The 15546-nt window shown below is 52.8% G+C and carries 14 protein-coding genes; 5 read left to right on the top strand and 9 right to left on the bottom strand.

Features of this window, described 5'->3' with window-relative positions; all coding sequences use genetic code 11:
- The first annotated feature begins 1 nt into the window (after position 1).
- The gene (gene dadX / locus AC6I8R_RS11105; protein WP_415174530.1) at positions 2-1072 is read left to right on the top strand and encodes a catabolic alanine racemase DadX; all 1071 of its coding nucleotides are present in this window, start codon (positions 2-4) and stop codon (positions 1070-1072) included.
- Here dadX and AC6I8R_RS11100 read toward each other — a convergent pair.
- From AC6I8R_RS11100 to yeaG, 6 genes are all read right to left on the bottom strand, one after another.
- Complete coding sequence (locus AC6I8R_RS11100; protein ID WP_497832753.1) at positions 1065-2258, bottom strand: multidrug effflux MFS transporter; 1194 nt, start codon at positions 2256-2258, stop codon at positions 1065-1067. The genes dadX and AC6I8R_RS11100 overlap by 8 nt on opposite strands.
- A 115-nt stretch (positions 2259-2373) precedes the next feature.
- Complete coding sequence (gene wbaP, locus AC6I8R_RS11095; protein WP_415174531.1) at positions 2374-3840, bottom strand: undecaprenyl-phosphate galactose phosphotransferase WbaP; 1467 nt, start codon at positions 3838-3840, stop codon at positions 2374-2376.
- Between the two features lie 378 nt (positions 3841-4218).
- Positions 4219-4452 carry a DUF1480 family protein gene (locus AC6I8R_RS11090; protein ID WP_021183032.1) on the bottom strand — a complete coding sequence of 78 codons (234 nt, stop codon included), beginning with the start codon at positions 4450-4452 and terminating at the stop codon, positions 4219-4221.
- A gap of 77 nt (positions 4453-4529) precedes the next feature.
- Complete coding sequence (locus AC6I8R_RS11085) at positions 4530-6257, bottom strand: potassium/proton antiporter (protein WP_208723545.1); 1728 nt, start codon at positions 6255-6257, stop codon at positions 4530-4532.
- A 230-nt stretch (positions 6258-6487) separates the two neighbouring features.
- Positions 6488-7765 (bottom strand): YeaH/YhbH family protein, encoded by a 1278-nt coding sequence (locus AC6I8R_RS11080; protein ID WP_021183034.1) that lies wholly within the window; start codon positions 7763-7765, stop codon positions 6488-6490.
- Between the two features lie 91 nt (positions 7766-7856).
- The gene (gene yeaG / locus AC6I8R_RS11075) at positions 7857-9791 is read right to left on the bottom strand and encodes a protein kinase YeaG (protein WP_021183035.1); all 1935 of its coding nucleotides are present in this window, start codon (positions 9789-9791) and stop codon (positions 7857-7859) included.
- Positions 9792-10200: 409 nt separating this feature from the next.
- Between yeaG and AC6I8R_RS11070 the strand changes: the two genes are divergently transcribed.
- Together AC6I8R_RS11070 and AC6I8R_RS11065 are read left to right on the top strand one after the other, a co-directional pair.
- Positions 10201-10950 (top strand): MipA/OmpV family protein, encoded by a 750-nt coding sequence (locus AC6I8R_RS11070; protein ID WP_036625007.1) that lies wholly within the window; start codon positions 10201-10203, stop codon positions 10948-10950.
- Positions 10951-11035: 85 nt separating this feature from the next.
- Positions 11036-11887 (top strand): aldo/keto reductase, encoded by an 852-nt coding sequence (locus tag AC6I8R_RS11065; protein WP_415174532.1) that lies wholly within the window; start codon positions 11036-11038, stop codon positions 11885-11887.
- Positions 11888-11908: 21 nt separating this feature from the next.
- Here the strand turns inward: AC6I8R_RS11065 and AC6I8R_RS11060 are convergent, their stop codons facing one another.
- The gene (locus AC6I8R_RS11060) at positions 11909-12784 is read right to left on the bottom strand and encodes a D-hexose-6-phosphate mutarotase (RefSeq protein ID WP_497832250.1); all 876 of its coding nucleotides are present in this window, start codon (positions 12782-12784) and stop codon (positions 11909-11911) included.
- An 83-nt stretch (positions 12785-12867) separates the two neighbouring features.
- Positions 12868-13866, bottom strand: a complete 999-nt coding sequence (gene gapA, locus AC6I8R_RS11055; RefSeq protein ID WP_021183039.1) for a glyceraldehyde-3-phosphate dehydrogenase — start codon at positions 13864-13866, stop codon at positions 12868-12870.
- Positions 13867-14205: 339 nt separating this feature from the next.
- Here gapA and msrB point away from each other — a divergent pair, with 339 nt between their 5' ends.
- The gene (gene msrB, locus AC6I8R_RS11050; protein ID WP_208723541.1) at positions 14206-14616 is read left to right on the top strand and encodes a peptide-methionine (R)-S-oxide reductase MsrB; all 411 of its coding nucleotides are present in this window, start codon (positions 14206-14208) and stop codon (positions 14614-14616) included.
- Positions 14617-14618: 2 nt separating this feature from the next.
- Positions 14619-14900, top strand: a complete 282-nt coding sequence (locus AC6I8R_RS11045; RefSeq protein ID WP_021183041.1) for a YeaC family protein — start codon at positions 14619-14621, stop codon at positions 14898-14900.
- Between the two features lie 35 nt (positions 14901-14935).
- Here AC6I8R_RS11045 and pncA read toward each other — a convergent pair whose 3' ends face one another.
- Positions 14936-15544, bottom strand: a complete 609-nt coding sequence (gene pncA / locus AC6I8R_RS11040) for a bifunctional nicotinamidase/pyrazinamidase (RefSeq protein WP_415174553.1) — start codon at positions 15542-15544, stop codon at positions 14936-14938.
- Positions 15545-15546 lie beyond the last annotated feature (2 nt).

Raw genomic sequence — 15546 nt, 5'->3', positions numbered from 1 at the left:
CATGTCACGTCCGATTGTCGCCACCATTAATCAACAGGCGCTGCGACATAATCTCACCGTCGTTCGTCAGGCGGCACCCGCATCACGCGTCTGGTCCGTGGTAAAGGCTAACGCTTATGGGCACGGTATCCGCCGCGTCTGGCAGAGCCTGGCCGAAACCGACGGTTTCGCGTTACTGAACATGGAAGAAGCCATCCTGCTGCGTGAACAGGGGTGGAAAAAACCGATTCTGCTGCTGGAAGGTTTTTTCCATGCAGAAGATCTGCAACTGATCGACCGCTATCGCCTGACGACCAGCGTGCACAGCAACTGGCAGATTCAGGCGCTGGCGCAGGAGCAACTCTCTGCGCCGATCGATATCTACGTGAAGGTTAACAGCGGTATGAATCGCCTCGGCTTCCGTCCTGAGCAGGTGAATGCCGCCTGGCAGGCGTTGCGGGCGTTACCCAATGTCGGCGACATGACGTTGATGGCACACTTCGCTGATGCCGAGAATCCGCAGGGAATTATCGAGCCGATGAAACGCATTGAACTGGCGGCTGAAGGGCTGAACTGCCCACGCTCGCTGTCGAATTCGGCGGCTACGTTGTGGCACCCGGAGGCGCATTTCGACTGGGTCCGTCCCGGCATTGTATTGTACGGTGCTTCGCCGAGCGGTAACTGGCAGGATATCGCCAGCACCGGTCTTAAACCGGTGATGACCCTGACCAGCGAAATCATTGGTATTCAACAATTACAGGCGGGTGATGGTGTGGGCTACGGTTATCGCTATCACGCATCTGCCGCTCAGCGTATCGGTGTGGTGGCCTGCGGTTACGCCGATGGTTATCCGCGCCATGCGCCGACCGGGACACCGGTAAGTGTCAATGGGGTGATGACGCGAACCGTCGGCGCGATTTCGATGGATATGATTATGATTGATCTCGAACCTTGCCCGCAGGCCGGAATTGGTTCGAAAGTGGAACTGTGGGGCGAGCAGGTGAAAATCGATGACGTGGCAAAAGCTGCCGGAACGGTGGGCTACGAGTTGATGTGCGCCCTGGCACCACGCGTTCCGGTGGAAATCATTTAACCGCGGTGAGTGAACCGTGCATACGTTTACTGCAGCGCCAGGCGATAAGCGCCAGCGCTGCACCTACCAGCATCATCAGTGCCAGCGCGGATTTCTCCGCCAGCGGTAAGGCCACCACCAACAGGCTGCCGCCTGCACCACAGGCCATCTGAATAAATCCCTGTAATGCCGCAGCAACCCCCGCCTGCTGTTGGTACGGTTCCAGTGCATAGCTGGTGGCCGGGCCAACGGTAAAAGCCAGTCCGGCGACGGAGATGGCGACCGGGATCATGTACAACGCCCAGTGCGTTTGCCAGGCCGCAGGTAACATCGCCATTCCGCCGGTGAGCAGCAGCGCACCGACTAACATAGCGACAAAACCCATCGCCAGACAAAATGGCCGGCCGGCTTTGCGAATGGTTTTATTCACAAAAGCACTCACCAGCATGATCCAGAACCCATTGGCACCAAAGGCAAAAGAGAACTGGAGTGGTGTCAGACCGCCTTCAGTCATCAGTACATGAGGGGCCAGCGACACATAGGTCAGCACCATGCCGAGTGCGCCTGCATTGGCAAAGGCGAATGCCAGAAAACGTGGCTCCCGCGCGATGGCGAGATATTGTCCCAGCGGTAATCCTGAGACACGCAGGGTATTGGCCGGGCGGGTTTCTGGCAGCCACAGCAGCACCACCGCAGTGATCACCACGGCATAGGCCGACAGGAACCAGAAGGGAGCACGCCAGCCCCAGGCATCGGCTAACAGGCCACCCAGCAACGGTGCCAGTGCGGGGACGATATTCAGTGCGCCATTGAGAAAGCCGTAAGCGCGAGCAGCGGCATCACCGCTCAGTCGGTCGCGTACGCCGCTGAAGGCCACCACCGCGGTGCAACATACCGCGCAGCCCTGAATTAAGCGTGCCAGCATAAATATCGGCCAGACGCTGGCGGTGGCCGCTACGGCGCTACCGATGATGTAGAGCGCCAGCCCGATCAAGGCGATGGGTTTACGGCCAAAGTTATCGACCAATGGCCCGGTGACCAGTTGACCGATCCCCATTACCAGTAAAAACAGTGGGATGGTGGTCTGAATCAGACTCACCGGGCTGTTTAGCCCCTCGGCAATTTGCGGTAGCGTTGGCAGGTAGAGATCAATGCCGAGCGGTGCCAGCAGCACCAGGCTTAAAAGCAGCAGGGTAAATTTTTGCATCACAAACCAGAAACATCCTGTTAATCGAGCGGGAAGGGTAATGATTCAGAGGGCAAAAGGAAAGGATTAAAAAAGCGATGTCTGCCAGACTGCAACAGACATCGCGTCGAGGGTATCAGTAGGCACCGTCGCGGCGCAGAACCACACCAGCGGTTTTGAACAGGATGGCGATGTCTGTCCATAACGCCCAGTTCTTCACGTACCAGGAGTCAAAATAGACGCGGGTATCGTAGTCGATATCGTTACGGCCGCTCACCTGCCATAACCCGGTCATGCCTGGTTTCGCCATCAGGTAGTAGTCCACATCTCCGGCATAACGCTCCAGTTCGGCCTCAATCACCGGTCGTGGTCCCACCAGACTCATTTCACCGCGGATCACGTTCCATAGCTGAGGTAATTCATCGAGGCTGGTTTTACGCAGGAAGCCCCCGATTTTGGTGATGCGCGGATCGTTTTTCAGCTTAAAGTCGCGGTCCCATTCGGCTCGCGCTTCCTCACTGGTCGCCAGCAGGGTTTGCAGCACTTCCTGTGAATTGGTCACCATCGAACGGAATTTCAGACAGTGAAACTTCTTGCCTTCGAAACCGACGCGCTCATGACCATAGATGGCGTTGCCGCCGTCACGTTTCACCATCCAGCACAGCAGCGCAAATACCGGGGCGAGGAACAGCAACAGCAATGAAGCGACGATAATGTCGAAGCTACGCTTAAGGAAGCGCGAAGAACGTTTTGCCAGGTTGTTGCTGACGCGCAGGATCATCACTTCATGACTGAAGATAAACGACATATCCGTGCCGTACAGCGGCACACCGCGCAGTGTCGGGATAACGGAAACCGAACGGCATTGCATTTTGGAAAGGAACTTCAACCATTTATCCCGCACCACCTGCTGTTCGAACTCAGTGGCGACAATAAATTGGGTGTTATCACGATCCATGGTTTGCCAGTTAATATCTTCCCAGGTAATCACTGGCACGCCATTGACATGCTCCGGGTGCTTGTCGCTATCAAGGGCAATAAACGCCTGCACGTTATAGCCAAGAATCTCTTCACTTTGCAGGGCTGCATAGGCTTCCAGCGCATTTTTACCGGAACCGATAATAATGGTTTCTTTTTGCCATTGACCGGCGCGATTAATGGCTCGCTTCACTCCGGCACGCATCAGCGGCAGCAGCAGCAGGGCATAGCTCCAGCTAAACACCCACACCATGCGCGAGAAGTCCCATTTCGAGAAGGCAATCAGCGCCAGGTCGAGTAGGGAGAAAACGAAGAGGGTTTTGACGATCTCTTTCAGTTCAAACCAGAAAGGCTTGCGGTAGGTGTAATGACGGAGGCGCACCCAAAACCATAAAGTGCAAAGTAGTGAAAGGCCTAACTGCGCAACGAAGCGATATTCAATTTGATGCGGAGGAATAAAGGTGTCCAGTTCTCCCCAAATCCCCTGGATGGTGGCGGCGGATAAAAAAAGTGCCAGATTCAGTGCAATTAAATCAGAAATGCTTAGGGCTATTTTCGCAATAATGTTTTTTCGCAAGCCGCTCCATGAGCGGGCTGCATTGTTTATTACCAATGTACTTGCCATAAAACCTGCTCTCTTTTCTTAAGTAAAAGATGGCCTGACCAGAATCAAGTACGCGCTCAGGTGTGGACCGCCGAAAGAAGAAGGCTTGTTATTTCAGCGAGATATAAATCAGCGTTGCCATAAGCGCTGCACGATAAGGACCGTTTGTGGCGTGATTTTCGTCACAAAATAATGCAGCAACGTTTATGAGTATGCAGGAGATATTTGATGGCGTTAATATGGACATAGTCTGAAAAGAAAAGAATTGCCTGCGGAAATGCCTATGTAACGCATTGAATAGAGTGGATAAAATCAAAAAAACATCAGATGTAGCGCTTGATTTTAAGACTGCTTTTAGGAATAACCGCCATATGAGCTGCATGGCGGTAATAAATTAACTCAGGCGGGTTTCTTTAATACCCAACGGTCTTGCTGTTTGTCGTAGTGTCCGATCTCCAAATCGACGGGTTGGCCGTCAATCCACGCCGGTACACTGGTTTCATGATCCCAGCCGTCGAGCTGATAACTCAGGCCGGGATTGGTGAGGCAGGGAATGCTGACGGTTTCGAGCTTTCCCGCGTTCAATTCCGCATCGATGATCTCGTAACGACCAATCTTAACCACATGTCCCATCGTATTCTCCCGTTTCAGCAGGGTGGAATAGTGATCATAGTCGGTCCAGCGGGCTTTACTAATCGAATGCGCTCGGATTATTCCTTCTCTTCTGTCGGTCGCACACCAATTTTCAGGATATGGTTGTCCTCTTTCTCCGCCACCGTCCAGGTAAGCTGGTTCCATTCAACCTGGTCACCGACCACCGGCGTGCTGCCCAGCAACGACATCACCAACTGCCCCAGGGATTGTTGATCGTTGGTTTCTTCATCGAGATCCAACCCGTAAATTTGCGCCACATCGCGCAACCGGGCGTCAGCATCCAGGATAAAGTCACCAAAGAAACGTTGGTCGAGCGCCACCGGCGGTGACTGGCTGAACATCTTGCCGAGGGCAGGGAGATCGCGCTCGCGACCAATCACGCATAACACGTCACCTTCCTTCAGGCGCGTGCTGCCGTTGGGATGCATCAAGACGTTGTCACGGAATAACGCCGCGATGCGGGTTTCGCGCGGCATTTGTAAATCTCGCAGGGCGGCACCAATACACCATTTATCGGCGCTCAGCTGATACACGAACTGCTCCCACGGGTTCTCAGGATGAATATCCAGCCCAACCCGGCTGATTGGTGAGGCCGTCGGTGGAACCACCACTTTGGCTTTTCGCGCGGCGAAACCCAGTGACGTCCCCTGCAACATCAGCGATACCAGCACCACAAAGAAGGCGATATTAAAGTACAGCGATGAGTTCTCCAGCCCGGCCATCATCGGGAACACCGCCAGGATGATCGGCACCGCACCGCGTAATCCAACCCAACTAATAAAAATGCGTTCACGTCCGGTAAAGCCCTTAAATGGCAACAGGCCGACCAGAATCGACAACGGACGCGCCACCAGAATCAGCCACAGCGACAGTAGCATCGCCGGAATGGCGATATGCCACAAATCGGATGGCGTCACCAGCAGACCCAGCACAATGAACATGCCAATCTGGCTCAACCATGCCATACCATCGAAGGTTTGCAGAATGCCATGACGGTTGCGAATGGGGCTGTTACCCAACAGGAAACCACATAGATACACCGCCAAAATGCCGCTACCTTCCATCACCGTGGTCAGGGCAAACACGATGATACCGCCACTCAATGCCAGCAGGGGATAAAGTCCCTGTGCCAGATTGATGCGGTTAATCAGTTGCTGCAATGCCCAGCCACCGCCCAGCCCCAGCACGATGCCCAGACCGAATTGCTGCACCAGATGCACGATAAACATCCAACTCAGCCCCGTTTGTCCCTGTTGAATCATGTCGATCAGGGTGATGGTCAGAAACACCGCCATCGGGTCATTGCTGCCGGATTCGATTTCCAACGTTGCGCTGACACGTTCGTTTAACCCTTTATCGCCGAGCAGAGAGAACACCGCAGCAGCATCGGTGGAGCCGATAATGGCGCCAATCAGAAAACCCTGCATCAAATCGAGGTGGAACAGCCAGGCGGCGGCCAGACCGGTCAGACCGGCGGTGATCATCACCCCAACCGTTGCCAGCGACAACGCCGGGCCAAGCGCCACTTTGAATGAGCTGGCCTTGGTGCGCATACCGCCGTCAAGCAGGATAATTGCCAGCGCCAGGTTGGATACCAGGTAGGCCACCGGATAGTTATCAAAAGCGATACCGCCGATACCATCGACCCCGGTTAGCATCCCGAGCGCGAGGAAGATCACCAAAATCGGTATGCCCAGGCGCGAGGAAAAGGAGCTTAGCAGAATGCTTGCTGCAACCAGCACTGAACCAATAATGAATAAACTGTAAACCATGCTGGCATTCAACGGCGTTCTCCTGCGGCGGGTGGTGATCCAGGTGTAGTGCGTAAGCTTCACGCGAACAAAGACAAAAGATAATGCCTTATCAATAGCTTGTCAGCGGAAAATAACATATTTTTTTATATCGGCAGGTGTTGAGGCATCTGTAGTTAAATTTGCCAACAAAATCTGTATGGTGCAGAGGGTTTTAGCGGAAAGCAGAGAGTAAAAAGCCGGTCAGTGACCGGCTGCTTTTATCAGGATTCTGCCACTTGTTTGTGGAAAAGCTCCCTAAATACCGGGTAAATATCTTCCGGCTCGCGGATGTGCTGAATAGCGAAGTTATCAAACATCACCTGCAAATGCTCATACTCACGCCACAGGGTCTGGTGTGCGCGGCGAGTTATCTCGATATAGCTGTAATAACGCACCACCGGCAGGATATTTTTCGCCAGAATCTCATGGCAGAGCGGGGAGTCATCCGCCCAGTTATCACCGTCCGATGCCTGGGCAGCATAGATGTTCCACTGCGCCGGGTCATAACGCTCTTTTACCACCTCATCCATCAGCTTCAGGGCACTGGAGACAATGGTGCCGCCTGTTTCCTGTGAGTAGAAGAACTCCTGTTCGTCTACCTCTTTCGCCTGAGTGTGATGACGGATATAAACCACATCGACGTTTTTATAGGTTCGGCTCAGGAACAGGTAGAGCAGAATGTAAAAACGTTTCGCCATATCTTTGGTGGCCTGGTCCATCGAACCTGAAACGTCCATCAGGCAGAACATCACCGCCTGACTGGAAGGCTCGGGACGTTTCTCAAAATTTTTGTAACGCAGGTCAAAGGTATCGATAAACGGCACCCGTTCAATACGGGCACGCAGTTCGGCGATCTCTTTGCGCAGTCGTTCCTCTTCCAGCAGTTGCGCCGGTTCGGATTTTTCCACCTCGGTCAGCGTGGCTTCCAGTTCGTGCAGCATGCGGCGTTTACCCGCCGTCATGGCGGTCCGACGCGCCAGCGAGTTTTGTAGCGAACGCACCACGCTAATGTTGGCAGGTACCCCGTTAGAGGTGAAGCCAGCGCGATGGGTTTTGTATTCATTTAATTGACGATGCTGATTTTTACGCAGGTTAGGCAGCGCAAGATCCTCGAACAGCAAATCGAGGTATTCATCTTTCGAAATCTGGAAGACGAACTCGTCCTGGCCTTCACCATCCTGACTGGCATTGCCCTGGCCGCCACCACCGCCTCCGCCGCCACCTTGTGGGCGTTCGACGCGGTCGTTCTGCACAAAGTGATCGTTACCGGGATGCACGCGATGACGGCTGCCACCCCGGCCCTGATGGAAGATAGGTTCGTTGATATCTTCAATCGGAATGGAGACAGACTCACCGCTTTCCACGTCGGTAACCGAACGCTTATTAATGGCCTCGGAGATCGACTGCTTGATTTGCGACTTGTAACGGCGCAGAAAGCGTTGCCGGTTGACCGCGCTTTTGTTTTTGCCGTTCAGACGCCGATCGATGAAATAGGCCATAAAGTTCCCCCAAACTACAGTGCAAGCCAGGTCGGGACTTGCCCGACCTTCCTCTTCCGGCGTCTGGACGCCGTTTAGCTTACAAACCTAATTATGACGATTTACGCACGCGGAGATACCATTCGCACAGCAGGCGAACCTGTTTGCGGGTATAGCCTTTCTCCATCATGCGGTCGACAAAATCATCGTGTTTTTTCTGTTCGTCCGTTGAGGTTTTGGTATTGAACGAAATCACCGGCAGCAACTCTTCGGTATTCGAGAACATTTTCTTCTCGATGACCGTGCGCAGTTTTTCGTAGCTGGTCCAGTTCGGATTGCGTCCACTGTTCTGCGCACGGGCGCGCAGCACAAAGTTGACAATCTCGTTGCGGAAATCTTTCGGGTTACTGATCCCGGCAGGTTTCTCGATTTTTTCCAGCTCGGCATTCAGTGATTCACGGTCAAACAATTGTCCGGTATCGGGATCACGGTACTCCTGATCCTGAATCCAGAAGTCGGCGTAGGTGACATAACGGTCAAAAATGTTCTGGCCGTATTCGGAGTAGGACTCCAGATAGGCGGTCTGAATCTCTTTGCCGATAAACTCCGCATACTTCGGAATCAGGTAACCTTTCAGGTGCTCCAGATATTTCTCTGCCTGCTCCTGTGGGAACTGCTCACGTTCAATCTGCTGTTCCAGCACATAGAACAGGTGTACCGGGTTGGCGGCCACTTCCGCATGGTCGAAGTTGAATACGCGTGACAAAATTTTGAAGGCAAAACGGGTAGAAAGACCGTTCATTCCCTCATCCACGCCAGCGTAGTCGTGATACTCCTGCCAGGACTTGGCTTTTGGATCAGTATCTTTCAGCGTTTCACCATCATAGACACGCATTTTTGAGTAGATGCTGGAGTTTTCCGGCTCTTTCAAACGCGACAGGATGGAGAAACGGGCCAGGGTTTCCAGTGTGCCTGGTGCGCATGGCGCGGTTGACAGTTCACTGTGATTAAGCAGTTTCTCGTAGATTTTGATCTCTTCGGAAACTCGCAGGCAATAAGGCACTTTGACGATATAAACACGGTCAAGGAACGCCTCGTTGTTTTTGTTGTTACGGAAGGTGACCCACTCAGATTCGTTAGAGTGCGCCAGAATGATGCCGTTAAACGGCAGCGCCGAAATACCTTCCGTACCGTTGTAGTTACCTTCCTGAGTGGCGGTCAACAGGGGATGCAGCACTTTAATCGGTGCTTTGAACATCTCAACGAATTCCATGATGCCCTGGTTGGCGCGGCACAGGGCACCGGAGTAACCGTAGGCATCGGGATCGTTCTGTGCGTGGTTTTCCAGTTTGCGGATATCCACTTTACCCACCAACGCAGAAATATCCTGGTTGTTTTCGTCACCCGGTTCAGTTTTGGCAATCGCCAACTGTTCGAGGATTGACGGCCAGACTTTCACAACTTTGAAACGGGTAATATCGCCGCCAAAATCGTGCAGGCGTTTAGCTGCCCACGGCGACATAATGGTGCCGAGGTACCGACGTGGAACGCCATACTCTTTTTCGAGAATGTTCGCGTCTTCCTGTGGGTTAAACAGGCACAATGGATGGTCATTGACCGGGCTACGCTCACCGTCAGCGCTTAACACGTAAATCGGTACGCGCTGCATCAGGGATTTAAGGCGTTCAGCCAGGGATGATTTACCGCCACCAACCGGACCCAGCAGGTAAAGAATCTGTTTCTTCTCCTCCAGCCCTTGCGCAGCATGTTTCAGGTAAGAGACGATTTGTTCAATCGCTTCTTCCATGCCATAGAACTCTTCAAACGCAGGGTAGCGTCCAATGACGCGATTCGAGAATATTCTGGAAAGGCGTGGCTCCTGAGCAGTATCAACCATCACCGGCTCACCAATGGCCATCAACAGTCGCTCTGCAGCGTTGGCGTATGCACTGCGATCCTGCTTACAAATTGCGAGGAATTCCTGCAGTGTGAACTCTTCGTCCTTGGCAGCTTCATAACGCTGACGATAGTGATCGAATATATTCATAGCGATGCCCGTCCTTTCGTTTTTAGCACAGGTAAAGGAGCGTAATTAAGATGCTCTTGCAGCTCCCGGAAGATATTCTCTATTGAGTACAGCAACCCTTATGCCAACCTGACGATTTTTTATCGGGATACACAATTCTTATGGTTACTCTGCTCGTACAAAAAGTCTCGTCTTACTTTTAACTGTAGAAGGCATTTAAGAAATTTCCTCCGTTTCTTCTCCTTATTTAGCGATATATCAATAACAAAGTCTCATAAGGGACAGGGAACCGATCTCTCAAATCACAGCGGTATTGATGGTTTCAGACAATTCTGCTGCGGCTAACAACAACCCTCATTAAAAGTTAAACCCTGTGGAGAAATTGGTTAGACTCTGCGTGTGATTGTTATATTTATGGACTGAATAAATTGTGAACCATTTCAAACTTAAAGCGCTTGCTCTGCTCGCACCCTGCTATTTTGCGGCTTTCAGCACGTATGCCGATCCCTTATCTCTTGGGGCCTCTGTTATTTACGCCGAATCACCCTACCGCGGGGGACAGGACCGATATATACCGGTGCCGGTGATTAATTATGAAGGCGACAGCTTCTGGTTCCATAGCCTACAGGGAGGGTACTACCTGTGGAAGGACCCGCAGGATCAACTGTCGTTGACGGTGCTCGGTTCGCCACAGCAGTATGACCCGAAAGACAATGATCTGAGCGATATGAAGCGACTCGACAAGCGTCGCATGACGTTGATGGCGGGTGCCAGCTATCGCCATATTTCACAGTGGGGCATCTTACGCACCGCGCTGTTAGGGGATGTACTCAACAACAGCAACGGTGTGATGTGGGATATGACCTGGTTGTATCGTTTCGATTTTGGTGCGTTTAGCCTGACGCCGGGCATTGGTGCCTTGTGGAACAGCGCCAATCAAAACCGCTACTACTATGGCGTCTCATCACAGGAAAGTGCGCGTACCGGTATCGCGCGTTATCAACCGGATGACAGTTGGTCTCCCTACCTGGAAATGAACGCCAGTTACCAGATCAGCCAAAGCTGGAACGCGACAGTTTCCGGACGTTATACCCGATTTGGTAGTGACATCAAAGACAGTCCAATGGTGAATAAGAGCGGGCAAGTGACGCTTTGGACAGGTATCAGCTACAGCTTCTGATGGTTGCAATGATATGCCCCAAAATGGGGCGTTTTTATTGCTGCGCACCAAGGTTGCGCACCGTTATGGTTCATTTGGGGGTTTTATGACAAAGATGATTCAGTTCAGGGGAGAAGCACCCATCCCAGCCATTGGCCAGGGTACCTGGTACATGGGGGAGAGTCCGGCGTCACATCAGCAGGAAGTTGCCGCATTGCAGGCAGGCCTCGACCTTGGGCTTAAACTGATTGATACCGCCGAAATGTATGCGGAAGGCGGTGCGGAAATGGTTGTCGGCGAGGCGCTAAAAGGACGGCGCGATCAAGCCTGGCTGGTGTCAAAGGTCTATCCGTGGAATGCGGGAGAAGTCGATGCGATAGATGCCTGCGAACGCAGCTTGCGTCGTTTACAGACTGATTATCTGGATCTTTATTTGTTGCACTGGCGGGGCAATGTGCCGCTGGAGGAAACCATTCGCGCCATGGAGACACTGCAACAGCAGGGCAAGATTCGCCACTGGGGTGTCTCCAACTTTGACACCGAGGATATGCAGGAACTGTGGGGAGAGCCGGGTGGAGAGGCCTGTTTAACCAATCAGGTGCTTTACCATCTGGCGTCCCGTGGTATTGAGTATGATTTACTGCCGGAATGCCAGTTACGTGATGTGCCGATCATGGCGTATTGCCCGTTGGCCCAGGCTGGACGCCTGCGCCAGACGCTCTTCAGTGACCCGCGCGTGCAGCAGATTGCACAACAGCAGGGCATTAGCGTAGCGCAATTGCTGTTGGCCTGGGTGATCCGCAAAGAGGGGGTGATCGCCATACCGAAAGCCAGCAGTGTGGCGCATGTCCAGGAAAATGCGGCAGCGCTTAATGTGGTGTTGAGTGGTGAACAATTGGCCATTCTGAATCAGGCCTTCCCACCACCGCAGACTAAACTGCCGCTGGATGTGGTCTAACGGCGCATGTGCGCCGTTTTATCAGGCTTTATTGCGTACCCGGAAAGTTGTGGCGAGGCGAGCAGGGGATTCACCGGCGCTTATCAGTGGCTGGTTAATGCGTGCAGTTTCGACACACACCATAGTTTTGTAACCGTCGTTAGCCATATCTCCCATGCTGCACGACAGCTCCGGACCAGGATTCCAGGTGACAACGTCACTTTGATAGTGATGGTACACCTCAATCTGTCGATTGCCCGCTTTATCATGAATCACGCTGCAATCTTCGGGCGCGGTAAAGACGCGATCGATTCGACCCGGATAGGTCTGCTTACCATTGGATGTGCCGACCGCACTGTCATTCACTTTATCCACGAAGCTGTTACCCAGACCGCTGACCTCAGTTTCCGCAATATCGCTCACCTGGAAGTAGCTGTGCAGCGCGGCAGTTGCGGCGAAGTCGCCATGTGCTTCCAGCTCAATTTCGCAATGGGCACCAATACGGAAGCGAGCGAGCAGAGTAAAATCGTGCGGCCACAGTTTCAGCGTTTGTGCGTTACTCTCCAGCGCAAAGGTCAGAATGACGCCTTCTTCATTCTCGTCATGCGCGGATAACGTCCAGGATTGATTACGGGCGAAACCGTGCGCAGGTTCACCCGCCGGGCCAAACCACGGCCAGCAGATCGGTACGCCACCACGAATCGCCTTGCCGACAGCAAAAGGCGTCTTCTCACTGAGCCAGAGGACCGGCTGTTGTCCACTGGGTTGCCAGGCGAGCAGATGCGCACCTTGCAAGGTAATGGCTGCGCGCACGCGGGGATGGCTGACAATAATAACCGGCAGTTCACCAATCTGACGTTGTGACAGATAAGGGGTGATCTGCTGCACTACGGGTAGCGAAAAAAGCGACTCTTGCATACAAAATCCTTCTCTTAAGCTAGCCAAATAAAAAGGGCGACCTAAGTCGCCCCTTGTCTGATCTGTCTGTTGTGCTGGTTAGCTTATTTAGCAGAAACCAGAGCAATCAGATCGAGAACCTTGTTGGAGTAACCGGTTTCGTTATCGTACCAGGAAACCAGCTTCACAAAGTTGTCATTCAGCGCGATACCTGCTTTGGCATCGAATACTGAAGTCAGTACTTCGCCGTTGAAGTCGGTAGAAACCACGTCATCTTCAACATAACCCAGAACGTCTTTCATTTCGCCTTCAGCAGCGGCTTTGATCGCTGCACAAATTTCTTTGTAAGAAGCCGCTTTTTCCAGACGAACAGTCAGGTCAACAACAGATACGTTCGGGGTCGGAACACGGAACGCCATACCGGTCAGTTTGCCGTTCAGCTCTGGCAGAACTTTACCTACTGCTTTAGCAGCACCGGTAGAAGACGGGATGATGTTCTGAGAAGCGCCACGGCCGCCGCGCCAGTCTTTGTGAGACGGGCCATCAACGGTTTTCTGAGTCGCGGTGGTAGCGTGAACAGTGGTCATCAGACCTTCAACGATGCCGAACTTGTCGTTGATCACTTTTGCCAGCGGAGCCAGGCAGTTGGTGGTGCAGGATGCGTTAGAAACGATGTCCTGGCCGGCATATTTGTCGAAGTTAGCACCACGAACAAACATCGGGGTGTCATCTTTAGACGGGCCAGTCAGAACCACTTTCTTCGCACCCGCAGCGATGTGTTTACGTGCGGTTTCGTCGGTCAGGAAGATACCGGTTGCTTCAGCAACAACGTCAACACCCACTTCGTCCCATTTCAGGTTAGCCGGGTCTTTCTCAGCGGTAACACGGATTTTTTTACCGTTAACAATCAGCGCGCCGTCTTTAACTTCTACGGTGCCGTCAAAACGACCGTGCGTAGAGTCATACTTCAGCATGTAAGCCATGTAATCGGCGTCCAGCAGGTCGTTGATCGCGACGATTTCGATGTCAGAACGCTGCTGCGCAGCACGGAAAACGATGCGACCGATACGGCCAAAACCGTTGATACCTACTTTGATAGTCATATATTCCACCAGCTATTTGTTAGTGAATAAAAGGTTGGCTGTAAAATTACAAAAACCTTACCAGGCGTCAAGCGGAATCGTGTCAATTGTTGCGACAGGTCAATTCCAATGACAGGAATTATTCGTTGCGCAAACGCTTGCGCAACAGGGATTATTCCAAAGCCAGATTTGCCGATCGCCGACTATAAAGGGATGTGGGATCTAAAGGGTGATCGGCATCACAAATTCGTGCTGTCGTCAGCAGGACGGATGTGTTCGCACGAAAAAAGACCCGGATGATGTTATTCATTTGTTAGAATACTAGTCGATTTTTTCAGAATGACACTCCGGAATCCCAAAATGGCTAAAGACACCGCATCCGCGGAAAAAATCGCGCAGCTGTCGGAAATGCAGCGCTATGTAACTCAGCATCGCGGAACCGAACCCCCTTTTACAGGAGCCCTGCTGCATAACAAGCAGGAGGGCATCTACCACTGCCTGGTTTGTAACGCACCGCTGTTCCTCTCTGAAACCAAGTATGACTCGGGCTGCGGTTGGCCGAGTTTCTATCAGCCGGTTAGTGATGACGCTATCCGCTACCTCGAAGATGATTCCCACGGTATGCACCGGGTTGAAATCCGCTGTGGCAACTGTGATGCGCATCTGGGGCATGTGTTCCCGGATGGCCCACAGCCAACAGGCGAGCGCTACTGTGTGAATTCGGCCTCGCTCAACTTTACCGACGAGCAGGGCAATCAACAACAGGGGTAAGCATGAAACAGGAACTGGAAGCGATGTTGGCGGCGATGACGCCAGAAGTTTACCAGCGTCTTGCCACGGCGGTGGAAACCGGCAAGTGGCCTGATGGGGTAGCGCTGACGCCCGAACAAAAAGAAAATTGCCTGCAACTGGTGATGCTCTGGCAGGCGCGCCATAACGATGCGCCGCAGCATATGACCATCAGCAAAGGTGGTGAGATGGTGACAAAGTCGAAAAAAGAACTGAAAGAAGAGTTCGGTATTGAGACGGATATCACCCGCATCAACCTGCACTGAGTAAAGAGCAGGGCTGTAAAACCAGCCCTGCTTTTTCAGATAATGACGGCACCCTGGTTACGCATTTGCTCGATGGCAATGGCGCTGTCTTCAGGGTTGAGATTGACCCCACGACAACCTTCCTCCACCACCTCAACCTGGTAACCCAGTTCCAGCGCATCCAGCACGCTATATTTAACGCAATAATCGGTTGCTAAACCCAGCACCACCAGATGGCTGATGTCACGCTCGCGCAGCCATCTATCCAGCTCAGTTTTGCGCCGGTGGCCGTTATCGAAAAAGGCGCTGTAGCTGTCAACGTCAACATCTTCGCCTTTATGGAATACGGCATCGATCAGCGTGCGATCCAGATCAGGGTGGAAATCGGCACCCACCGAACCCTGAATGCCATGATCCGGCCACCAGATCTGCGCCAGCCCGTTCAGCTCACCCAGGGTATAAACCGGCTCACCCGATACCGACGCAAAGCTGCCATGATTATTCGGATGCCAGTCCTGCAATGCCACCACACACTCGCCCCGGGCACGAAACTCACGCGCGTAGCGATTCGCAACGGCAACGGTCAGGTCACCTTCGCGTACGGCCATGGGGCCGCCGGGGCAAAAATCGTTCTGTATATCGATGATTATCAGTGCCCGCTTCATCA

It is taken from the genome of Pantoea sp. X-Soil-OKNW-713, from assembly GCF_059730685.1.
This window is presented reverse-complemented; position numbering and strand designations above follow the sequence as displayed.